Genomic DNA, 22,162 nt, shown 5'->3' with positions numbered 1-22,162 from the left:
AATCAAGGAGAAGCCCATGTTCAAACTGATGCTGCCGCTTCTGATGCTGGTCACAGCCTCGCCTATTCCCAAGGCCGAGCCGATATCGTTCCTCACGGAGGAATATCCGCCGTTCAACTACCGCGATGGCAGCGACATCAAGGGCGCGACAGTGGATCAGGTGAGGTCGCTGATGGCAGGCATCGCGGATTACACGATCGATATCGTGCCCTGGGCGCGGGCATACGCGCAGGCGAGGAACACGCCGATGAGCTGCGTCTTTGTCACTGCCCACACCCTTGACCGCGACCCGCTGTTCAAATGGGTTGAGCCGCTGTTGATAGACCGCAACCTCCTGATCAAGCACAAGGGTACTCCTGTGACAGCGACGACGATCGAGGAAGCCAAGCAGTATTCGGTCGGCACCTGGCGCGACGACTATACGGAAACGCTGTTGCGCAAGCTCAACTTCCCGAGGATCGACATCGCCAACAACATGACGGCGGCGTTCAAGAAGCTGACCAACGACCGCATCGACCTGATGCCGATGTCGGAACTCTACTACAACAAGCTCGTCAAGCAGGGCGAGCCCTTCGAAAAGGTCGTCGTACTGTCGGAGCAGCCCATGGGAATCGCCTGCCAGAGGGACTTTCCGGAGGATCTCCTGCGAAAGATGCAGACGGCGCTGGATGGATTGATCAGCGACGGCAGGCAGCAAGCGATATTCCAGCAGTATGGCATGCAGCTGCAGAATTGAGGATGCGCCGGGCGACATCCCGTAATCCGGCTTGACTTGGCATGTCATTCGCGACGATGAACAGCTCCGTCATTCGCGCAAGGACGAAAGCCATGCTGCTTATCGCCGGCCTCGGCAATCCGGGCCCACAATATCGCTCCAATCGTCACAATATCGGCTTCATGGCCGTCGACGCCATCCATCGTCGCCATGGCTTTTCCCCCTGGACGAAGAAGTTCAAGGGCGAGATCGCCGAAGGCGAGTTGGAAGGCGAGAAGGTGCTGCTCATCAAGCCGCAGACTTTCATGAACCTGTCGGGAGAATCGGTGGCGGAAGCCATGCGTTTCTACAAGCTGCAGCCTGCCGATCTCGTGGCGATCCATGACGAGTTGGACCTGACGGCCGGTCGCACCCGTATCAAGACAGGCGGCGGCCATGGTGGCCATAACGGCCTGAAATCGATCGACGCCCATTGCGGCAAGGAGTATCGACGCCTGCGACTCGGCATCGGCCATCCGGGATCGAAGGAACTGGTCAACAACCATGTGCTGGGCGATTTCGCCAAGTCCGACAAGGTCTGGCTCGAACCACTCATCGAGGCGATTGCGGATAACGCAATCATGCTAGTCAAGCGCGAAGACTCGCAGCTCATGAACCGCCTGGCGCTCGCCGTTGGGGCAAAGCCGGACGAAGAGAAGCCGGCCAAGCCGGCGGCAGTCGCAGCAAAACCTGCGGCCCAGTCGCATATCCGCGCCGCCCGCAACTTCAACCAGCCCAAGGCCCTGCCGACGACCGGCCCGATGGCGGACATGCTGAAGAAGTTGTTTGGCGGCAAGGAGTGACGCGATGGCTTCATCACCATGGGCTCCTGACGACGCGCTGAAAGACAATAAAACGGCTTATACGCTCACGTCACAGGAGTTTGCGCTGGGCAACGAATTGTTTCAACGCAGCAGTTGGCCTGTTGGCAGCTTCATTGTGACATCCGTTGTGCTGGGATGCACCATATCGCTGTTTCTGCCGGGAGAGCCGCCGGGGCGGCTCGACATGGCGATCCGGTGTCTGACAATGAGCGTCGCCATATTCTGCGGTTTGCTCGCGCTGATGAAGTTCAGCAGGATTCGCAATCGCCGACGGACGGCGACCAACTACGACCTGTCGCCCTTTGGCAACACGCCGTGTACCGTCGAATGGAACGAAGAGGGCCTGCGGGTCGATACCGACAGCGGATATCAATTGTATAGGTGGAAAGAGTTTCGCACATGGTGCGAGGACGACCGTATCATCGTCCTCTTTTTCGGACCTCACATCTATCTGGCTCTCCCCAAACGGGCTCTCACGGCAGATATGACGAAAGGCCTGAAAAATCGCCTGGATCAGGCTGGCCTGCGCCCGGCCAAGCTTTTCCCCATCTGACACCACCTAACCGACAGCACAGCCCTCCTGCCGGCCTACTCCTCGGGTTCGGTGGTGAACATCAGCGGGAAGCCCGCCTCCTTGCCGTAATCGATGGCCTCCTTGGCCTTGGTCTCGGCAATATCCTTGGCGCAGACGACAATCACGCAGGACCCTTTTTGATGCGCTGTCATCATCATCCGCAGGCCAGCCTCTTCGCTCATGCGGAACACGGCCTTCAGCACCATGATAACGAACTCACGCGGCGTAAAATCGTCGTTGATCAGGATAACTTTATACATCTTCGGCTTGTCGAGCTTCGGCTTGACCACCGTCTTCGGCTTGAGGTTCGTACTGCTGCCACTCATCGAAAATCCGTCTCCTGAAGCCGTAGCTCCGTGAGCCCGACCTGCCATATATTGCGCTGCGATAAGCCGAGTTCAAGAATGAGGGCTCAACAGTCTGCATCGTCACCGCACCGCAAGACGCTGTATCCAGTGGTGTTGCGCTGGAGATGCCGAAGCACCCGCGCAGACCTCTTCCCAGCCCGCAAACTAAGACAAATCCACACCCGCTTCAAGACAACCACCCTCCGAGCGCCGAAAGACTTGACCGCCATGCTCCTTTATCTCATACGCACAGCCAAACATTTCCAGTAGAGCAGGTGTCACGGCCATGGGCTTCAAATGCGGTATCGTCGGCCTTCCGAATGTCGGTAAGTCCACACTCTTCAACGCGCTGACCAAAACGGCCCAGGCGCAGGCGGCCAATTATCCGTTCTGCACCATCGAGCCGAACACCGGCGAAGTGGCCGTCCCCGACCCGCGCATGCAGAAGCTGGCCGCCGTTGCCGGCTCCAAGGAAATCATTCCGACCCGCATCTCCTTCGTCGACATCGCCGGCCTGGTGCGTGGCGCATCGAAGGGCGAAGGCCTCGGCAACAAGTTCCTGGCCAACATCCGCGAAGTCGATGCCGTCGTTCACGTCCTGCGCTGCTTCGAAGACGATGACATCACCCATGTCGAAGGCCGCATCAACCCGGTCGGCGATGCCGAGACGATCGACACCGAGCTGATGCTCGCCGACCTCGAAAGCCTCGAGCGCCGCACCGAGCAGACCCGCAAGCGCGCGAAAAGCAACGACAAGGAATCCCTGACGCTGCTGCCGATGATGGACGCATCGCTGGCTCTGCTGAACGAGGGCAAGCCTGTCCGCACCCTGCTGCCGAAGCTCGATGCCGAGGAGTTGGAGATCCTGAAGGGTCTGAACCTTCTGACCTCGCATCCCGTGCTCTACGTCTGCAACGTCGCCGAAAGCGATGCGGTCAGCGGCAACGCACATACCAAGGCCGTCGAGGAAATGGCCAAGGCGCAAGGCTCGCAATGCGTCATCATCTCGGCCGCGATCGAATCCGAAGTCGCCCAGCTGCCGGAGGAAGAGTCCAAGGAATTCCTCGAGGCCCTCGGCCTGGAAGAAGCCGGTCTCGACCGCCTGATCCGCGCCGGCTACAGCCTGCTCGACCTGATCACCTATTTCACGGTCGGCCCGAAAGAGACCCGCGCCTGGACCATTCCGCGCGGCACCAAGGCTCCGGCTGCTGCCGGCGTCATCCACACCGATTTCGAACGCGGCTTCATCCGCGCCTTCACCATCGCCTTCGACGACTACATTAACTTCAAGGGCGAAGTCGGCGCCAAGGAAGCCGGCAAGGGCCGCGACGAAGGCAAGGAATACGTGGTTCAGGACGGCGACGTCATCCACTTCCGCTTCAACACCTGATCCGTCGCAAGCCGGATTGCTCGGAGCGGGAGGAGACCGCGATGGCTGACGAGACGCTCACCTTCGAAGATTTCACCGTCGGCCGCAGCTTTGCGCTCGGCCCGAAGGCGGTGAAGTCGGACGAGATCATCGCCTTCGCGATGGAATTCGATCCGCAACCCATGCATCTCGACGAAGAGGCCGGGCGCAACAGCATCCTCGGCGGCCTCGCCGCCTCGGGCTGGCATACCTCGTCGATGTTCATGCGGATGATGTTCGACAGCTATCTCTCCAAGGCCCTCTCCGAGGGATCGCCGGGCATCGACGTCATGGACTGGCGCAAGCCGGTTCTTGCGGGCGACACGCTGTCCGGCCGCTCATTGGTGATCGACGCACGCCTGATGCGCTCGCGCCCCGGCATCGGTATCGTCAAGTTCCGTCATGAGGTCGAGAACCAGCGCGGTGAGATCGTGTGCTTCGGCGAGAACTCCATCATGTTCCGCGCGCGGCCATCCGGGGAGAGCGCGGCATGAGGATGGCGGAGATCTATTCCATCGGCCAGAAGATCGAGATCGGCAGCTATACCTTCGACGCCGAGCGCATCATCGATTTCGCCACACAATTCGACCCGCAGTTTTTCCACATCGACCCGGAAGCGGCCAAGGAGTCATTGTTCGGCGGGCTCTGCGCCTCCGGCTGGCACAGCTGCTCGGCCTGGATGAAGACCTTCGTCGCCTTCTGGTCGGCAGAAACGGCCCGCCTGCAACTTCAGGGCCTGTCCGCGCCGAAACTTGGCCCCTCGCCCGGCTTCCGCAACCTGCAATGGCTGCGGCCGGCGTTTGCCGGCGATACCGTGCGCTATTCGGTGACGCTGCTGTCGAGCCGGGAGCTCACCTCCCGAGAGGGATGGATTCTCAATACCATCCTCTGCGAAGGCGAAAATCAGGACGGCGTCCCAGTCATTCGGTTCGAGAGTAGCGTTCTCGAATTCGCATAAAGACCAGGCCTCCTCAGTGGCCTGAAAATTCCACCAGCGTGTGAACAGGCACATCAAGTGCCTCGAGCTTCTTACGGCCCCCGAGATCGGGCAGGTCGATGACGAAACAGGCGGCCACCACTTCGGCACCCATCTGCCGCAGCAGCTGCGTCGCACCGACCGCCGTGCCGCCGGTGGCGATCAGGTCGTCGACCAGGATGACCTTTTCACCGGGCACAACGGCATCGCGGTGCATCTCCATCTCGTCGAGACCGTATTCCAGGCTATAGGCAATGCTCACCGTTTCATGCGGCAGCTTGCCCTTCTTGCGGATAGGAATGAAGCCGGCCGATAGCTGGTGGGCGACGGCGCCGCCGAGAATGAACCCGCGCGCTTCCATGCCGGCGACCTTGTCGATCTTCGTCCCGGCATAGATCTGCACCAGTTGATCGACCGCACGGCGAAAGGCGCGCGGATTGCCAAGCAGAGTGGTGATGTCGCGGAAGATGATGCCCGGCTTCGGATAGTCCGGGATGGAACGGATCGACTGGATGAGTTCGTTGTCGCTGGATGACATTGGCGGCATGGCCCTGCTGCTGTTCTATGAGGAAGCCACCAATAAGGCGGCATCGGCTTCAATGTCCAGCCGAAAGCGCCACCCATTTGCAATCGCGACCATCCCTTTCAAACCGACCGCGATGACCACACTCGCACGACGATCGGATGCCTGCCGTCGCTCCGGATCTGGCCATGGCGATGCCCAGTGCCGCGTCGGCAGGGGGGCGGCCCGAAGGCCGCCCGCTTTGCCTATGTCGCGCTCAATGCTCCAACTTGGAATAGACCGAGCGCTTCACCAGGAAGATCAGCACCGTGAAGATCAGCAGGAACACCATCACCATGAAGCCGGTTTGCTTGCGCTGCTCCAGATGCGGTTCGGCCGCCCACATCAGGAAGGATGCGATGTCGTGGGAATACTGGTCGACCGTCTGCGGCGCGCCGTCGTCATAGGTCACCTGCCCGTCCGATAGCGGTTTCGGCATAGCCAAGACCGCCGCCGCATGGAAATAGGGATTGTAGTGGCCTCCAGGCGGCACCTGGAAGCCAGCCGGCGCGTCCTCGTAGCCGGTCAGCAGCGAGTAGATATAGTCCGGCCCGCTCTCCTGATATTGCGTGAAGATGTCGAAGACGAAGCGCGGAAAGCCGCGCTCGACTTCGCGCGCCTTGGCGATCAGCGAGAAGTCCGGAGGTGCAGCCCCGTTGTTAGCGGCGGCAGCAGCCTCGTGGTTGGGGAAAGGCGACGGGAAATGATCCGAAGGCAGCGCCTTGCGGGTATACATCTCGCCCTGGGCGTTCGGACCGTCCTGCGTTTCATAGCGCGCAGCAAAGGTTTTGATCTGCGCATCGGAATAGCCGAGATCACCGAGCATGCGGAACGGCACGAGGCTCATCGAGTGACAGGCGGAACAGACCTCGGTGTAGACCTTTAGCCCGCGCTGCAATTGGGCCTTGTCGTAGTGGCCAAACGGACCGGCGAAAGTCCAACTCTGCTCGCGCGGCTCCTTCAACGGATAGGCGTGTGTCTCGGGCTCGGCCGCCGGCTTTGTGTCTTCGGCGCGAAGCGCCGTGCCAGTTCCGCCCAGAATTGCCAGCGCCAGAAAGCCGGCAGCGAACGTGTTCATCGTCATTCCCCCCATAGTCATCCTCATGCCCCGATCACGACCGCTGGCGCGGCCTTGCGGTTCTTCTTCTCAAGCACCGCCTCGGTAATCGAGTTCGGTATTCGCAGCGGCGTCTCGATGCGGCCGAGGATCGGCATGATGATGAGGAAGAAGGCGTAGTAGTAGAGGGTGGAGAACTGCGAGATGGTAACGAACTTGCCTTCTGCCGGCTGCGACCCGAGCCATCCGAGCAGGATCGCATTGGCGACGAAGAGCCAGAAGAAAATCCGGTACCACGGGCGATAGACCGCCGAGCGCACCTTGGACGTGTCGAGCCACGGGACGAAGAATAGCACGACGATGGCGCCGAACATGGTGAGAACGCCGGCGAGCTTCGAATCGATCGGTCCGATGTTGAAGGTGATCGACCGCAGCATGGCGTAGAAGGGTAGGAAGTACCATTCCGGCACGATGTGAGCCGGGGTCTTCAACGGATCGGCCGGGATATAGTTGTCCGCATGGCCGAGATAGTTCGGAAGGTAGAAGACGAAATAGGCATAGACCAGCAGGAAGACGGAGACGCCGACCGCATCCTTCATCGTCGCATAGGGCGTGAAGCGCACCGTGTCGGTCTTGGTCTTGATCTCGACGCCGGTAGGATTGGTCTGGCCGGCCACATGCAGCGCCCAGATGTGAAGAACCACCACGCCGGCGATCATGAAGGGCAGCAGGTAATGCAGCGAGAAGAAGCGGTTCAGCGTCGGATTGTCGACGGCAAAGCCGCCGAGCAGGAATTGCTGGACCCACTCGCCGACGAAGGGCAAGGCCGAGAAGAAGCCGGTGATGACGGTCGCGCCCCAAAAGGACATCTGTCCCCAGGGCAGCACGTAGCCCATGAAGCCCGCTGCCATCATCAGCAGAAAGATGATGACGCCGAGTATCCAGAGGATTTCGCGCGGCGCCTTGTAGGACCCGTAGTAGAGACCGCGAGCAATGTGCAGATAGACGGCGATGAAAAAGAACGATGCGCCGTTGGCATGCATGTAGCGCAGCAGCCAGCCATGGTTGACGTCGCGCATGATCTTTTCGACCGAGTTGAAGGCAACCGTCGTTTCGGCGGCATAGTGCATGGCCAGCACGACGCCCGTGAGGATCTGCAGCACCAGCATGACCGACAGCATGGCGCCGAAGGTATAGGCGTAGTTGAGATTGCGCGGCACCGGATAGGCGACAAAGCTGTCATAGACGAGACGCGGCAAAGGCAGCCGCGAGTCGATCCACTTCTCAAGGCCCGTGGATGGCTCGTAGGTTGATTGACCACTCATGATTCAGTATCCCCCTCAACCGATCTTGATCACTTTGTCGGATGTAAATGCGAACGTCGGAATGGCGAGGTTCATGGGTGCGGGACCCTTCCGGATACGACCGGCGGTGTCATAGACCGACCCATGGCAAGGACAGAACCAGCCGCCATATTCACCCGACGTCCCGAGCGGAACGCAACCGAGATGGGTGCACGAGCCGATCATCACGATCCAGTTTTCCTTGCCCTTGCCGGCCGAACGGGCGACGTCGGTCGCAGCCGCATCAAGGGGAAGATTGGCATTGCGCGCGACCGGGTCCTTGAGCTCGTCGAGCTTGGCGGCATTGGCCTCGGCGATTTCCTTTTCCGTCCGATTGCGGATGAAAATCGGCTTGCCGCGCCATTTCGCCGTCAGCGACATGCCGGGCTCAAGACTGGAAATATCGACTTCGATCGACGCCAGCGCCAATGTCGATTGATCCGGGCGCATCTGGTCGATGAAAGGCCACACTGCGGAAACCGCACCGACCGCACCAGCCATTCCGGCTGCTAAGTAAAGAAAATCGCGGCGCGTCGGCTCGCCCAAGGTATCGGTCTTCGTGTCGTGCTCGCTCACGCGGCCCCTCCTCTCACGCAGAACCGCGGATATTGCCGCGGCAATCCCTCACTCCGGCGAATCGCCATGACACAATTCTGCCATAGATTTTCTCCGCCCCCAGCCGGTTTCTAAGCTTGATCGCCGGTTATGTCCAGTCTTGGCAATGGAGGTGGGCACAATGTCGCGGATAAAACTACGCTTTCGCACCCCGGCCGGAGATCAAAGCCGCCGAAAGCCGATAAAACATGATAACTCCATGAATTGTCCGGGGTTTAGCCAAGCATATCCGCGCGTTGCACTGCGAGATCAACGGCGATATTTTCGCTGCATTGCACCAACAACCGCGACATGCTAGGCGCTCGTGAGGCACTGCGCGTGGAGAGGCTTCCCATAGCATGAGAGACACACTGTATTGCGTCATCTGCGTCCTCACCACCTGTCTACTCGGCGTGCTGGCAAGCCGCTACGTCACCCATATGTGGATCCTCGCATTCTTTGAAAGCCTGCAGACGCATTTCGGCATCGCCTGCATCTTTGCGGCTGCCCTTGCCCTGCTTTTGCGCCGCCATTGGTATGCCATGCTGATGCTGTGCGTAGCCATTGGCATCACCGGACATTCCGTCTTGATGCTCAGGGCGCATGCGGTCGACGCGGCACCTCAAACAGCCGTGCCGTCCTATCGCCTGCTTTCCTTCAACGTGGACGGCGACAACTTCGACAATTCGCAGAGGATCGGTGACCTGATCGCCAACTCCAAGGCAGACGTCGTGGAAATCTTCGAGGCGCCGCCGGTGCTGTCGCAGATGCAGCGGCTGACCGCGATCTACCCCTATCGCATCGGCTGTGGCGTGATGATGGAAGAGTGCGACAGCCTTTTGCTCTCCAAGAGACCATTCGTCTCGCAATCGGTCCAGAGCCTCAGCGGACTATGGAAAAACCGTTTCATCATGGCAACGATCGACATGGACGGGCACAACATCGCCTTTGCCTCGGCCCATCTGACGAAGCCATATTTCGATGACTTTCACGACGACGAACTGCACGCCCTGTCCGATATCCTGAAGGTGACCAGGGAGCCGGTTTTGCTGGCCGGCGACTTCAACGCTTCCGTCTGCGAGCCCGATATGCAGGCCTTCCTTAGCCGTGATGGGCTGCAGCACGTCTTTCCGGAACCCGCCACATGGCCGGTAGAAGCAGCCGGCTTCGGCATCGCCATCGACCACGTCTTCGCACGGCCACCGCTGCGACTGAAGTCCGTGCAGCGGATCGCGGATGCGATGGGCTCTAATCACTATGGCCTGATAACCGACTTCACGATCGCCCCATAAATCGCTCTAATCCGCGTCGGCGGCGATGAAGCCGCCGGATTGCCGGCTCCAGAGTTCGGCGTAAAGGCCGTTTCGCGAAAGCAACTCGGCGTGGGTTCCGTCCTCGACGATCCTCCCCTTGTCGATGACGACAAGCCGGTCGAGCGCCGCGATGGTCGACAGCCGATGGGCGATCGCCAGCACGGTCTTGCCCTCCATCATGGTCAGCAGATTGGACTGCAAGGCCGCTTCCACCTCCGAATCCAGCGCCGACGTGGCTTCGTCGAGAACCAGGATCGGCGCGTCCTTCAGCATCACCCGCGCGATCGAGATGCGCTGGCGCTGCCCGCCGGAAAGCTTGACGCCGCGCTCTCCGACGTGGGCGGAGAAGCCCTTCCGGCCGTTTTGGTCCTCAAGCGTGGCTATGAAGGCGTCGGCTTCGGCCTGCCGCGAGGCTCGCAGCAGCATCTCGGCGCTGGCCTCCGGCCGGCCGAACAGAATGTTGTCCCGAATGGACCGGTTCAAGAGCGCCGTGTCCTGGGTCACCATGCCGATGGCGGCGCGCAACGATTCCTGCGTGACAGCGGCGATGTCCTGGTTATCGATCAGAATGCGCCCGCTTTCGACATCATGAAATCGCAGCAGCAGATTGACCAGCGTGGTCTTGCCGGCGCCGGATCTCCCGACGATGCCGACCTTCTCGCCGGCGTGGATCGTCAGCGAGAAATTCTCAAGCACGCCACTGCCGCGTCCGTAGTGAAAACCGACATTCTCGAAGCGGATGTCCGTGCGGGAGACTGTCAATGCCTTCGCATCCGGGCGGTCCACAAGCCCGATCGGCTGAGAGATCATCTCGGCAGCATTCTGGATGGTGCCGAGATTGCGCATGATCGAATTGAACTGCGCCATCATGCGACCGAACAACATGTTCAGCCGCAACACCATGCTCAACGTGAAGGCCACACCACCGGTGCTGATCTCGCCGGCGAGCCAAAGCTGGATGGCAAGGGCAGCAATCGCCGTGATCATCAACCCAGACAACAGCGCCAGCGACGAACGGACGCCGGTCAGAAGCCGCGTGAACGGCATGACGGCCGCCTGAAAGCGATTGAACCCATCGCGGATATAGACGTCGTTCTGATCCTCCCGGCCGAACAGTTTGAGGGTCTGGATGTTCGCATAGGCGTCGACCATGCGCCCGTTGAGCATCGAAGAGGCCTCGGCGGCGTTGCGGGCATGGCGGCGGATGCGCGGCACGAAGAAGCGCGCCAGCAGCGAAAACACCGCGATCCAGATGGCGATGACCAGCGCCAGCCGCCAGTCGAGCCCGCCGACGAGCGCCACTGTCGAAACCGCATAGATGATGATGAACCAGACCACCTGCAGCAGAGACACGACAAGATCGCCCGTCGATTGCCCCGCCGACCAGACTTTCGTGACGATCCGACCCGAAAAGTCATTCTGGAAGAAACTGACCGACTGCCGTGACACATGCACATAGGCTTGCCAGCGGACCAGGTTGAGGAAACCGGGAACCACCACCTGCTCCTCGACCAGCGCGCCGAGGCTGACGACGACGAAGCGGACCACCAGCACAACGAACACCATGCCGAGCAACGCGCCCCCATGCTCTGCCAGCAACCCGTGCCAGCCGGAGCCCGGCGGCACCTTGTCGAGAATGTCGACTAGGTGGCCGACAAACCAGAACAGCGCCGCCTCCAGCATCGCCACCCCGCCGCCAAGCGCCGCCATGGCCAGAAACGGCCCTTTGGCCTGCCGCACATAATGCCAGATAAATGCATAAAGCGACCGTGGCGGGCGCAGATCGCCCTTGCGGTGGAATGGATCGAGCCAGGTTTCGAAGAGATGGACGACGGTGCGGATCAACATTGCAGCGATATAGGCAGTTTTGCCGCGTTGGCAAAGAACGGAAGATCGAGATCGGTGAATTCGTTTGGCGCGTTTTCCTCGCAAGAGCTTGACGACAAAGCGGACGATAAATCCGGGTCGTCAATGTCCGGGCGAAGGCATCATGCAGACCGCCGTGCGGAGTCCTTTTCCTGGATGAAGGGGAAGTCGCAAGCGCCAGCCGACAGAAAGAATTAACCGAGACGCCTGCAGGCTTCTTGTCTCGCCAAATTTGCCGTGCAGTCTGCTACCTCAAAAGGCAGCCGAATCGGGTGCGCTCGAAGGACGCTTGCCAATGAACGAAGCAACGAAGATTTCCCCTGTTACGCCCGCGCGCAACACGGCGATCGACGTCATGCGCTACGGACTGGCATTCGTCGTCGTGCTTCTGCACAGCCTGCCGGTCGGCAAGGATGACTATCCGACATGGGTCCCGCTGATCTCAATCCTCTGCCGTGTCTCGGTCCCGTTCTTCTTCATCACCAGCGGCTACTTCCTGAGGCAGGCGTCACAGGTCAACGCTGCGGCCATCCTGAAGCCGGTTCAACGCCTGGTGCCGATCTACCTGTTCTGGATGCTTGTCTATTTTATCTTCCTGCACTTCGTCCCGGTGCGGCAATGGTCGTTCCGCCCGGGCGACCTGATCTCCGGCGGCGCCGCATTTCACCTATGGTTCCTGCCGGCACTCTGCGCCGCTCTGGTGCTGGTTTCAGGCTGCATCGGTCTTGCAGGCATGCGGGCGACTGGCGCTGTCTGCCTCCTGCTTGCGGTGCTGGGTCTATGCCTCGGCAGCTATCACGAGGTGCTGGGCATGCCGGGCTCGGCCCAACGCGGCGGGCTGCTTATCTCGCCACTCTTCGTTTATCTAGGCGTTCTGACGAGACTGCGGAACTGGTCGCTTGGCCGCTGGGCGATTCCGGCAATCCTGCTTTCCTACCTCCTTCTTGGTCTGGAGGAATGGCTGATCTATCGCCTGTCGGCAGCACCCTTATTCGTCAGCCATGATTTCACCATCGCCACCTACCTCGTCGGCATCACCTGTTTCCTGGGGGTACGACAGTGGCCGGGCTCGAAGATACTCGACCGCGCCGCCTGGTTCGGACGACTAAGCCTCAGTGTCTATGCAGGCCACGTCCTGTTTCTGTGGATGCTGGCGCCGATCATCGGCAAGGACACGCTCGGACAGGTCGCCGTTCTGGCAATCCTCTGCTTTGCGCTTTCGACCCTGCTAAGCCTCGTGCTGATGCGGATACCGGCCCTGCGGCGCGTCGTCAGTTGACCACGCGCCGCCTGAGTTCACGGCATTTATGCCGTTGCGTCGGCATCGGCCGAGTGATCGGCCAGGAAGCCGCCGGACTGGCGGTTCCACAGATCGGCATAGATGCCGCCGCGGGTGATCAGATCGGCATGGCTGCCGGTCTCGATCAGCCTGCCCTTGTCGAGCACCACGACGCGGTCCATTTCGGTCAGCGTCGATAGACGGTGAGCGATGGCGATCACCGTCTTGCCCTGCATCAGCGCGAACAGGTTCTCCTGGATCGCCGCCTCGACTTCGGAATCGAGCGCCGAAGTCGCCTCGTCGAGGATGAGGATCGGCGCATCCTTGAGGAATACACGGGCGATCGCCACCCGCTGCCGCTGGCCACCGGAAAGCTTGACGCCACGCTCGCCGACCTGCGCATCGAGGCCCTTGCGACCGTTCATGTCGACGAGGTTCTCGATGAACTCCCAGGCATTGGCCCGCTTGGTCGCCTCGATGATCTCGGCATCGGACGCCTCGGGACGACCATAGGCGATGTTGTCACGGATCGAGCGGTGCAGCAGCGACGTGTCTTGCGTCACCACGCCGATCAAAGACCGCAAGCTTTCCTGCGTCACGCCGGCGATGTCCTGTCCGTCGATGGTGATCTTGCCTGTCTCCAGTTCGTAGAAGCGCAGCAGCAGGTTCATCAACGTCGTCTTGCCGGCACCGGAACGCCCGACCAGCCCGATCTTCTCGCCGGCATGGATATCCAGCGTCAGATCCTCAATGACACCCTTCGCCTTACCATAATGGAAGCCGATGTGATCGAAGCGGATGGCGCCCTTCTGGGCCACCAGCACCGGAGCCGCCGGTTTGTCGACGATATCGTGCTTCTTGGTCATCATCTCCATGCCGTCATAGACCGTGCCGATATTCTCGAACAGCGCCGAGACCTCCCACATGATCCACTGCGACATGCCATTGACGCGCATGGCAAGGCCGATGGCGATGGCGATGGCGCCGACTTCGATGGCGCCATTCAGCCAGAACCAGATGGAGATCGCCGAGATGACGAACAACGCCACGCAGTTGTTGATGTAGACCGAGGCCTGGAACAGACTGACATAGCGCATCTGCCCGTAGACGGTCTGCAGGAACATATCCATCCCGGCCTTGGCATAGGACTCTTCCCGTCCGGCATGGGAGAACAGCTTGACGGTGGCGATGTTGGTGTAGCTGTCGACGACGCGACCGGTCATGCTCGAGCGGGCATCAGCCTGGGTGGCGGCGATCTTCCGCAGCTTCGGTACGAAGTAGCTGACAATGCCGATATAGATCGCCAGCCAGACGAGCAGCGGTATCAGCAGCCGCCAATCGGCCGAGCCGACGATGATGATCATCGTGATGATGTAAGTGACCACATAGACGAAGACGTCGAGCAGCTTCATCACCGTCTCGCGCACGGCGAGCGAGGTCTGCATGACCTTGGTCGAGACGCGCCCGGCAAACTCGTTGGCAAAGAAGGTCATGCTGTGACGCAGCAGGAACCGGTGCATCTGCCACCGGGCAATCATCGGATAATTGCCGAGGAGAACCTGGTGCATGATGATCGAGTCGAGCACGGCTGCGACCGGCAGGCCGACGATCACCATCGCCCCCATCCAGAACAGCGTCATCCCTTCCGTCTGCAGGAAGGTTGCCTTGTCGGCATGCGACAGCCAGTCGACGATCTGGCCGAGGAAGCGGAACAGTGTCACCTCGCCAATGGCGATGAGCGCCGTCAGCACGCCCATGGCGGCAAGCCAGGGCGCCGCCGGCTTTGTGTAATGCCAGCAGAAAGCGAAGAGGCCGCTCGGCGGAACGCTGGGGACCTCGCTCGGAAAAGGATTTAGACGCCGTTCAAACCAGCCAAACATAAAATACTCCAAAAACGTCGACGCCGCTTGCTAGCTGCTGCGTCAAAACTGTTCGCAGCATGATATGGGGGCGGTCGAGGAAAGAACGAGGCCGTATCAGCCGCGCGGTGGGTTACAAAGAGAGAAGTCGCCAAACCCTGACGGAGGCGGCGGGAAAATTCGCGCGCGCCGGCCTCGGGAGACGAACGTCAAAAACTCGATCCATTTGCGCCTCCCTTTCTCTTGTGTTGGAGCCAGCGTCTTTTATCGCAAAAACAACCGCTGCAAAAGCCGAAATTCGCCGCAAACATTCAGAACTTCCGATGGCATTCATCACAGATGGTGATGACTTGTGATTTCCGGTTGATGATTTTGCAGCATATCGGCTAGTTGGTGTTGATGACCTCCCTGCACATTGCCCTCTACCAGCCCGACATTGCCGGCAACACCGGCACCATTCTGCGGCTTGCCGCCTGCCTCGATCTTGCCGTCGATATCATCGAACCGGCCGGCTTCGACATCTCGGACCGCAATCTGAAGCGGGCTGGCATGGATTATCTCGGCGCGGTCGCCCTGACCCGCCATATCAGCTGGACGCATTTCGACACCTGGCGACGCGGAGCAAACCGCCGGCTCGTGCTTGCCTCGACAAAAGCCGCCGAGCGATACACCGATTTCGAATTCCGCCCCGACGACATCCTGCTGTTCGGTCGCGAAAGCGCCGGCGTTCCCGATCCCGTCCACGAGAGCGCCGACGCGCGCATCCTTATTCCGATGGTCGAGGGCCAACGCTCGATCAATGTCGCCATGTCTGCGGCGATGATCGCGGGCGAGGCGCTTCGGCAGGTACGGTGGCGCTGAGGCGCCATGTTCGGTGGCGCAAACCTTCGTGATTAGGTCGCGGCTGGTGTTGAATCCCAGGGCATACTGATCATATAATCATTAGCCGACGAGTGAAATATCGCCGTCTGCCACACATTTCCAGCACTGAAATACATGCCTTTTCAGTCCCCGGCCAACGCCGGAACCCCAACGGCATGAGAAGGAATACCCACGAAAAAATGGAATCCACCATCGTCATGATCAATCTGTTCGGCGCCGTAGCCCTGCTGCTATTCGGTCTCGCACAGGTAAAGGACGGCGTTACCCGCGCCTTCGGTGCCCGCCTGCGAACCGGTCTTGCCACCGGCACGCGGAGCGGCGGTCGCTCGTTCCTGTCCGGTTTCGTGGCAACGGTCGCATTGCAGAGCTCGACCGCGACCGCTCTGATGGTGGCCTCCTTCGTCGAGCGCGACCTGATTGCGCCGGCCATGGCGCAGATCGTGTTGCTCGGTGCCAATGTCGGCACGGCGGTGACCGCGTGGATCGTCGCAACCGGCATCGAGTGGTTGTCGCCGCTGATCATCCTTGTCGGCATCGTTCTTTATCGCCGCTCATCGACCAGCCAGCAGGGAGCCGGCACGGCCCTGATCGGCATCGGCCTGATGCTGTTGTCCCTGCAGCTCCTGAGCCTGGCAACCGCGCCAATCCGGCAATCCCAGGCGCTGGCCGCCTTTATCACCCTGCTGGATGGCGCCTGGCCCGTCGCTCTCATCCTGTCTGCGGCGATGGCCTTTATTTCGTCATCCAGCCTCGCCGTCGTCGTGCTGATCCTGTCGCTTGCCTCGACGGGTGTCCTTTCGCCCGCCCTTGCAGTCGTTCTGGTGCTCGGCGCCAACCTCGGCGGTGCCATTCCGCCTGTTGTCGCAACGCTTTCGGGCCTGGCCAGCGCCCGCCGCGTGACGCTGGGCAATCTGATCGTTCGTGCCGTCGGCTGCGCCATCGCCATGCCGCTGGCCGGCTATGCCGGCGCGTTTCTCCAAGGCCTCGGCTTCTCGCCCGCCAAGCTGCCGGTCGACGCGCATCTGTTCTTCAACATCGCGCTTGCCGCCGTCGCATGGCCATTCTCGCCCGTCCTGTCCCGCCTGATGCTCCGGATGGTTCCGGCCGACCCGCGCACGGACGAGAGCCCGAAATTTCTCGATGAGCACGCGCTCGGCACCCCTGTCGTTGCCGTCGCCAGCGCCACCCGGGAGGTCCTGGCGGTCGGGGATCTCATCGAACGCATGCTGATCCGCACGGAAACCGCCTTCAACACCAACGATCTTGCACCGCTCAAGGAAATCCCCCTGCTGGAAAAGCGCGTCGACTACCTGCAGCAGGAGGTGAAGGTGTACCTGTCCAGGCTTGGCCGGAACGGCCTCGACGAAGACACCAGCCGCCGCTCGATCGTGATCATCGACTACGCCATCAATCTGGAGCACATCGGCGACATCATCGAGAAGGGACTGTCGGAGCAGGTTGCCAAGAAGATCGGCAAGGGCCTGGCCTTCTCCGATGACGGCTTCGCCGAACTGAAGCGCCTGTTCACGATGACCATCGACAATCTGCGCGTGGCGCAGACCATCCTGGTGACCCGCGACTTCAATCTCGCCTGCCAGATGATGGAGGTGAAGGTCGACGTCCGGCGGCTCGAGAAGCAGTCGTCCGATCGCCACATCGCGCGCCTGCGCGACGGTCGCGCCGACAGCCTGCAGACGAGCTCCCTCCACCTCGACATGTTGCGCGATCTCAAGCGGATCAACGCCCATATTGTCTCGGTCGCCCACCCGATCCTCGATGAAAGCGGCCTGTTGAACGAAAGCCGCCTGCGCACGGCAGCGGAATAGCGTTCAAAAACGTGCCTTCCGCTGCGATGAGCGGGCCCATGAAGACGCAATTCAGTCGGCGGTGGGCAGACGCCGCATGGTGAACTCGATGCGATCACCCTCGACCTGCCGCCAGCTCTCCACCTCGGTCCAGTAGGCAGCCTTTGGGAAGTCATCGAACCACTGGCGGGCCTTCTCGCGGGCGTCGCGCCGGCTGAGGCAGTAGGTCTCGCGCACGAAGTCACCCTTGCCGTCCGAAGCCTTGCCCTGGCGGTGCCGGTGGATCTGGCGTCTCAGCCCTTCGAGGGGCGGCGGACCCGAAAATTTCATCATAAAACCTCGCCTTTACAGGCAAGATAATACCAGGCGAATCATTTTGCGAGTCGATTCTCCCCCTCGCCCTTGAGGCCGATGCTGGTTGCTGCCAACCATTGCTGCTATGCAAATGCCGAGTTTGAAGGTCACGCGAATCGCGACCTCGCGCATCCCGCGCCGGAGACAAGCATGGAAAGACCGCAGCTTCCCGTTGGCCTGCCCGACGACATCGAGGACAAGAAGCTCGCCGCGCGTGGCTGGTTCGAGAGCCTTCGCGATACCATCTGCGCCCAGTTCGAGGCGCTCGAAGACGAATTGACAGGCCCGCTCTCCGACCAGCAGCCCGGCCGCTTCGTGGCCAAGGACTGGCAGCGGGAGGGAGACGGCGGCGGCGGACGCATGTCGATGATGGAAGGTCGGGTCTTCGAGAAGGTCGGTGTTCACACCTCGACCGTGCACGGCGAATTCTCGCCCGAGTTCCGCAACCAGATCCCGGGTGCCAACGAAGATCCGCGTTTCTGGGCCTCCGGAATTTCGTTGATCGCCCACCCGGTCAATCCGAACGTGCCTGCGGTCCACATGAACACCCGCATGGTTGTCACCACCAGCCGATGGTTCGGTGGCGGCGCCGACCTGACCCCGGTTCTTGATAGCAGACGAACACAGGACGATCCCGACAGCCAGCTGTTTCACAGAGCCCTGCAGATCGCCTGTGACCGTCACGCGGTTGCCGATTACCCGCGCTACAAGGCTTGGTGCGACGACTATTTCTTTCTGAAACACCGAAACGAATCACGTGGCATCGGTGGCATCTTCTATGATTGGCTGCATTCGAGCGCTGAGGACGGCGGTTGGGAGGCCGACTTCGCCTTCACGCGGGATGTGGGACGGGCTTTTTCGATGGTCTATCCGCGGATCGTGCGGTCCAATTTCAACAAGTTGTGGACAGAGCAGGATCGCGACGAACAATTGATTCGCCGGGGACGCTACGTCGAGTTCAATCTCTTGTACGACCGCGGCACCATCTTCGGCCTCAAGACGGGCGGCAATGTGGAATCTATCCTGTCGTCCTTGCCACCCGTGGTTCGTTGGCCCTGAGTAAAAAAGTCGTACGGTCCACTTTAAGAGTGACGCGTTGCTACTACTTTAACTTGAGCATGATTCAGTCAGAGGAGGATTGTCATGTCTACAATGAGCAGTGCAGCCACGACCACGACCGGCCCCACCACGGCCAGTGCGATGGACACGCCTGAGTTCATCAGGCGCCTAGCAGAAGACCAGCGGATCAAGAGCGGATCGGACCTGCCTTTGTCCTGCTTCATCGAGCAGGTCAAGATGCAGCTGAAAGGACGCCGGGCGAACGATGTTTTCCCGATCCCCCAGGATCGCATCACCAGGCGAGCCTCGGCCAATCGTCCGATCCAGCAGACATCCGATCTTTTCCAAGCCTGGGCCATGCCCGACTGACTGGAAAGACCGACATTTCCCGGAGACCGACGGAGGAGCGTCGGTCATCTGTGAAACGAGTATGCGCGTCCGGGAACGCGAAGGAGCTGTGGTTTTCGTCCACCGCTCCGGAAGGAGGATATCATGAGACTTTTTGAATGCGGAACGCTCGTTCCAGGCTGCGCCTGGCACACACGGGCTGACGACGATGCGGAAGTGGTTCTCCGCGCTGTCGATCACATGAAGACGGCCCACGGTGAGACCATGATCCGTGAAACGATGGTCGACCACATCAAGCAGCGCATCCACGACGACGCTGAGGCAGCCTGATCATCAAGCCCTTATCATGACGCCCTGGTCAGGACGCCATATCACGCAACCGGGCGAGTAGCGTCGCCCGGTCAAGGTTGAAATTCGCATCGACCCACTGCTGCTCGAGAGCACCGAGGACTTCGCCCAGGCGCGGGCCGGCCGCGACGCCGGCGTTCATCGCATCCACCCCGCTGATCGGGAATGCGGGCTTCTTCCACGTCTTGCTGCGATCCAGCAGCTTGCCGATCCGCGCCGTGCGCGCCATCTCCGCAAAATCCCCCTCGGCCTTGCCCCGCGCAATCGCCAGTGCCAGCTTCAGGCGCGTTCCGATACCCTCCGGTCCATGGCGATAAAGCAACCTCTGAAGGCCGGCCTCGGAAATCTCGTCATCGACCGCGGGCGCTGCCGCCCATGCAGCAAGCCTTCCCGCCTCGGCCTTGGACAACCGGAGCCGGGCCGAGAGCTTCGCCAGGCGCTCCCCATCGGGCGGGATGATCGAGGCCAGCCGCAAAAGCGGGTCCGGCGACCAGCCAAGCGCCTGTTCCGTCGCCACCAGGGCAGGAATGGCGTCGATGCCCCATTTCTCCGTTTCCGGCAGGATGTCGTTGAGCACGCTGATCTGGCGCATCCACAGCAGCGCCCTCCCCGGATCGGGTGCCGCCAGCAGCTTCTTGGTTTCCGACCAGATCCGTTCGGCAGACAGCGACGACAAGGTCGCGCGCGCCGCCGCGCAGGCCCGCAGGCCGGCAGCATCCGGGCGCCCGGTGCCGTAATAGGCAAAGAAGCGGAAGAACCGGAGGATACGCAGATGATCCTCGGCAATGCGCGTCGCCGCCTCGCCGATGAAGCGGATGGTGCGCGTCTCGATGTCGGCGAGCCCGCCGACGAGGTCGATGACCTCACCGTCCTTGTCGGCATAGAGCGCGTTGATCGTCAGGTCGCGGCGCTCGGCGTCCGCTTGCCAGTCGGTGCTGAAGGCGACCTCCGCATGGCGACCGTCGGTCTCGACATCGCGGCGCAACGTCGTCACCTCGAATGGCTTGCCATCGATGACAAGCGTCACCGTGCCATGGGCGATGCCTGTCGGCACCGCCTTGATGCCGGCGGCCTTGGCGCGGGCCACGACGTCTTCCGGCAGAAGCGTGGTGGCAAGGTCGATATCTGAGACATCAAGCCCCATCAGGCTGTTTCGCACTGCACCGCCGACCACGCGCCCCTCGCCGCCATCGGCATTCAGCAGCGCAAGCACCCGCCCGAGCGCTGCATCCTTGAACCAAATCTCGCCGGCCACCGTCGTCATGCGTAAAGCCTCTCATACAATGTCCGGACAATGCCGGCGGTAATGCCCCAGATCATCCTTGGACCATAGGGCATGCGGTAGAAATGTCGCTCCCCGCCCTTCCACATCATGCTGTCGCGCATGTGGTTGGCCGGGTCCATCAGAAACGACAGCGGCACCTCGAAGGCATCTTCGACCTCGGTCGGGCTCAACGTCAGCTCGAAGCCCGGCTTGACCACCGCCAGAACGGGGGTGATGCGAAAGCCGGTCGCCGCCAGATAATGCGGCAGCCGCGCCACCGGTTCGACGAACAGGTTGGCAAGCCCGATTTCCTCCTGCGCCTCACGGATGGCGGCGGCCTCCGGAGAGGCATCCTCCGGGTCGATGGCACCGCCGGGAAAGGCGATCTGGCCGGAATGCTTGCGCAGCGTCGTCGTCCGCAGGGTGAAGATCACCCGCGCATCCTCGCCCTCGTCGATCACAGGCACCAGCACGGCGGCATCGCGCAGCGCCATGCCCTCGACATCGGTGATCCGCTCCGGATTGAGCAGGTGATCGCCATGCTCGCGCCAGGCAAGTTCGGCGGGGTTGCCGGTTTGGTTAAGGGCGCGGCGGCGGAATTCGTCCGCCGAGTACAGCGGAAATTCACGCATCCGCAAGCGCACTCAGTTCGGCTGCCGGCATGACCGGAAAGGTCGCGCCGCCGGAGCGCACGCAAAACATCGCGACGCCGTTAATGTCGAGCGTCTCTCCCAGTCCGACGAGATCGTACATCACCGGGCGCGACAGCAGCGCCTCGAGCCTGCCACGAACATGCAGGTAGGGCTTCAACTGCTTATGCTCCCCATGAACGACGAAGCGCAGCGGATGATCCGGCCCCGCCTCGACGACATCGCCGACATTGGTGCGGAAGGTGAGCAGCGGGCCCTCACCGCCATGACTGACAGTTATCTCGACCGCAACGAAAGGCGCATCGGCGACGCGGATGCCGACCTTTTCCACCGGCGTCACGAGGTAGGTCCTGCCATCCTCGTCCTTGCGCAGCACCGTCGAAAACAGCCGGACCAGCGGTGCCCGGCCGATCGGGGTTCCCATGTAGAACCAGGTGCCGTCGCTGCGGATCTCCATGTCGAGATCGCCGCAGAAAGGCGGGTTCCATTTCTCCACGGGCGGCGGGCCCTTGGCATGCTCTCCGGCATCGCCGGCGGCGCGCGCAATCAGCGCGGCAAGCCCTGCCGCGTCCGTCGTTGCGCTGATTTCCTCGGCTGCCATTGTTCCGTCCCGGTTGGTCTCTACTGATCGCAGTCTCACGAGATAGTCACTCCGAACGCACTTGTCAGCATTGTCATGGGGGATAAATTCGCTTG

At 61.2% G+C, this 22,162-nt stretch carries 24 protein-coding genes; 13 read left to right on the top strand and 11 right to left on the bottom strand.

The window, feature by feature from the left end:
• Window positions 1-16: 16 nt before the first annotated feature.
• The 3 genes from VH564_RS09745 (at window position 17) to VH564_RS09735 (ending at window position 2,131) form a co-directional block, all read left to right on the top strand.
• On the top strand, window positions 17-736 hold the full coding sequence (locus tag VH564_RS09745; RefSeq protein ID WP_423339627.1) for a substrate-binding periplasmic protein: 720 nt from the start codon (window positions 17-19) through the stop codon (window positions 734-736).
• Window positions 737-828: 92 nt separating this feature from the next.
• Window positions 829-1,557, top strand: coding sequence for an aminoacyl-tRNA hydrolase (gene pth, locus VH564_RS09740; protein ID WP_423339626.1), 729 nt, complete (start codon window positions 829-831; stop codon window positions 1,555-1,557).
• Between the two features lie 4 nt (window positions 1,558-1,561).
• Complete coding sequence (locus tag VH564_RS09735) at window positions 1,562-2,131, top strand: YcxB family protein (protein WP_423339625.1); 570 nt, start codon at window positions 1,562-1,564, stop codon at window positions 2,129-2,131.
• A 35-nt stretch (window positions 2,132-2,166) separates the two neighbouring features.
• Here the strand turns inward: VH564_RS09735 and clpS are convergent, their stop codons facing one another.
• Entirely contained in the window at window positions 2,167-2,478 is a 312-nt protein-coding gene (gene clpS, locus VH564_RS09730; RefSeq protein ID WP_423339624.1) for an ATP-dependent Clp protease adapter ClpS, read from the bottom strand.
• A gap of 307 nt (window positions 2,479-2,785) precedes the next feature.
• Between clpS and ychF the strand changes: the two genes are divergently transcribed.
• Genes ychF through VH564_RS09715 form a run of 3 tightly spaced genes read left to right on the top strand, consistent with a single transcriptional unit; the run spans window position 2,786 to window position 4,865 of the window.
• Entirely contained in the window at window positions 2,786-3,889 is a 1,104-nt protein-coding gene (gene ychF / locus VH564_RS09725) for a redox-regulated ATPase YchF (RefSeq protein ID WP_423339623.1), read from the top strand.
• 41 nt (window positions 3,890-3,930) lie between these two features.
• Window positions 3,931-4,401 (top strand): MaoC family dehydratase, encoded by a 471-nt coding sequence (locus VH564_RS09720; RefSeq protein ID WP_423339622.1) that lies wholly within the window; start codon window positions 3,931-3,933, stop codon window positions 4,399-4,401.
• A complete protein-coding gene (locus VH564_RS09715) occupies window positions 4,398-4,865 on the top strand; it encodes a MaoC family dehydratase (RefSeq protein WP_423339621.1) in 468 nt (155 codons plus the stop codon). Before VH564_RS09720 ends, VH564_RS09715 begins: the two co-directional genes overlap by 4 nt.
• 13 nt (window positions 4,866-4,878) lie before the next feature.
• Here VH564_RS09715 and VH564_RS09710 read toward each other — a convergent pair whose 3' ends face one another.
• From VH564_RS09710 to petA, 4 genes are all read right to left on the bottom strand, one after another.
• On the bottom strand, window positions 4,879-5,421 hold the full coding sequence (locus VH564_RS09710) for an adenine phosphoribosyltransferase (protein ID WP_423339982.1): 543 nt from the start codon (window positions 5,419-5,421) through the stop codon (window positions 4,879-4,881).
• 241 nt (window positions 5,422-5,662) lie between these two features.
• Window positions 5,663-6,523 (bottom strand): cytochrome c1, encoded by an 861-nt coding sequence (locus VH564_RS09705; RefSeq protein ID WP_423339620.1) that lies wholly within the window; start codon window positions 6,521-6,523, stop codon window positions 5,663-5,665.
• A 23-nt stretch (window positions 6,524-6,546) separates the two neighbouring features.
• Window positions 6,547-7,827, bottom strand: coding sequence for a cytochrome b (locus VH564_RS09700; RefSeq protein ID WP_423339619.1), 1,281 nt, complete (start codon window positions 7,825-7,827; stop codon window positions 6,547-6,549).
• Between the two features lie 15 nt (window positions 7,828-7,842).
• Entirely contained in the window at window positions 7,843-8,421 is a 579-nt protein-coding gene (gene petA, locus VH564_RS09695; RefSeq protein WP_423339618.1) for a ubiquinol-cytochrome c reductase iron-sulfur subunit, read from the bottom strand.
• A gap of 377 nt (window positions 8,422-8,798) precedes the next feature.
• Between petA and VH564_RS09690 the strand changes: the two genes are divergently transcribed.
• The gene (locus VH564_RS09690) at window positions 8,799-9,731 is read left to right on the top strand and encodes an endonuclease/exonuclease/phosphatase family protein (protein WP_423339617.1); all 933 of its coding nucleotides are present in this window, start codon (window positions 8,799-8,801) and stop codon (window positions 9,729-9,731) included.
• A gap of 6 nt (window positions 9,732-9,737) precedes the next feature.
• On the opposite strand, the gene VH564_RS09685 is transcribed toward VH564_RS09690, so the two are convergent.
• Window positions 9,738-11,600, bottom strand: coding sequence for an ABC transporter ATP-binding protein (locus VH564_RS09685; RefSeq protein WP_423339616.1), 1,863 nt, complete (start codon window positions 11,598-11,600; stop codon window positions 9,738-9,740).
• A gap of 313 nt (window positions 11,601-11,913) precedes the next feature.
• Between VH564_RS09685 and VH564_RS09680 the strand changes: the two genes are divergently transcribed.
• Window positions 11,914-12,897: an acyltransferase gene (locus VH564_RS09680; RefSeq protein WP_423339615.1), complete on the top strand. Its 984-nt coding sequence runs from the start codon at window positions 11,914-11,916 to the stop codon at window positions 12,895-12,897.
• A gap of 26 nt (window positions 12,898-12,923) precedes the next feature.
• On the opposite strand, the gene VH564_RS09675 is transcribed toward VH564_RS09680, so the two are convergent.
• A complete protein-coding gene (locus tag VH564_RS09675) occupies window positions 12,924-14,777 on the bottom strand; it encodes an ABC transporter ATP-binding protein (protein ID WP_423339614.1) in 1,854 nt (617 codons plus the stop codon).
• A 378-nt stretch (window positions 14,778-15,155) separates the two neighbouring features.
• Here VH564_RS09675 and VH564_RS09670 point away from each other — a divergent pair, with 378 nt between their 5' ends.
• A complete protein-coding gene (locus VH564_RS09670) occupies window positions 15,156-15,617 on the top strand; it encodes a tRNA (cytidine(34)-2'-O)-methyltransferase (RefSeq protein WP_423339613.1) in 462 nt (153 codons plus the stop codon).
• A 200-nt stretch (window positions 15,618-15,817) separates the two neighbouring features.
• On the top strand, window positions 15,818-17,464 hold the full coding sequence (locus tag VH564_RS09665) for a Na/Pi cotransporter family protein (protein ID WP_423339981.1): 1,647 nt from the start codon (window positions 15,818-15,820) through the stop codon (window positions 17,462-17,464).
• Window positions 17,465-17,515: 51 nt separating this feature from the next.
• Here VH564_RS09665 and VH564_RS09660 read toward each other — a convergent pair whose 3' ends face one another.
• Window positions 17,516-17,776, bottom strand: a complete 261-nt coding sequence (locus VH564_RS09660) for a hypothetical protein (RefSeq protein ID WP_423339612.1) — start codon at window positions 17,774-17,776, stop codon at window positions 17,516-17,518.
• A 171-nt stretch (window positions 17,777-17,947) separates the two neighbouring features.
• Between VH564_RS09660 and hemF the strand changes: the two genes are divergently transcribed.
• From hemF to VH564_RS09645, 3 genes are all read left to right on the top strand, one after another.
• The gene (gene hemF / locus VH564_RS09655; protein WP_423339611.1) at window positions 17,948-18,856 is read left to right on the top strand and encodes an oxygen-dependent coproporphyrinogen oxidase; all 909 of its coding nucleotides are present in this window, start codon (window positions 17,948-17,950) and stop codon (window positions 18,854-18,856) included.
• Window positions 18,857-18,940: 84 nt separating this feature from the next.
• Window positions 18,941-19,225: a hypothetical protein gene (locus VH564_RS09650; protein ID WP_423339610.1), complete on the top strand. Its 285-nt coding sequence runs from the start codon at window positions 18,941-18,943 to the stop codon at window positions 19,223-19,225.
• Window positions 19,226-19,348: 123 nt separating this feature from the next.
• Complete coding sequence (locus VH564_RS09645; protein WP_423339609.1) at window positions 19,349-19,534, top strand: DUF1059 domain-containing protein; 186 nt, start codon at window positions 19,349-19,351, stop codon at window positions 19,532-19,534.
• 28 nt (window positions 19,535-19,562) lie between these two features.
• Here the strand turns inward: VH564_RS09645 and VH564_RS09640 are convergent, their stop codons facing one another.
• The 3 genes from VH564_RS09640 to VH564_RS09630 are packed head-to-tail and all read right to left on the bottom strand — an operon-like array spanning window position 19,563 to window position 22,067.
• Window positions 19,563-20,816 carry a CCA tRNA nucleotidyltransferase gene (locus VH564_RS09640; protein ID WP_423339608.1) on the bottom strand — a complete coding sequence of 418 codons (1,254 nt, stop codon included), beginning with the start codon at window positions 20,814-20,816 and terminating at the stop codon, window positions 19,563-19,565.
• On the bottom strand, window positions 20,813-21,448 hold the full coding sequence (locus VH564_RS09635; RefSeq protein WP_423339607.1) for a CoA pyrophosphatase: 636 nt from the start codon (window positions 21,446-21,448) through the stop codon (window positions 20,813-20,815). Before VH564_RS09635 ends, VH564_RS09640 begins: the two co-directional genes overlap by 4 nt.
• A complete protein-coding gene (locus VH564_RS09630) occupies window positions 21,441-22,067 on the bottom strand; it encodes a DUF1285 domain-containing protein (protein WP_423339606.1) in 627 nt (208 codons plus the stop codon). The genes VH564_RS09635 and VH564_RS09630 overlap by 8 nt, the downstream gene beginning before the upstream one ends.
• Window positions 22,068-22,162 lie beyond the last annotated feature (95 nt).

The sequence above is a fragment of the Rhizobium sp. HT1-10 genome (assembly GCF_049472505.1).
Taxonomy (GTDB): domain Bacteria; phylum Pseudomonadota; class Alphaproteobacteria; order Rhizobiales; family Rhizobiaceae; genus Rhizobium.
The sequence above is the reverse complement of the archived record's forward strand: the minus strand, read 5'-3'. Positions and strand labels throughout refer to the sequence as shown.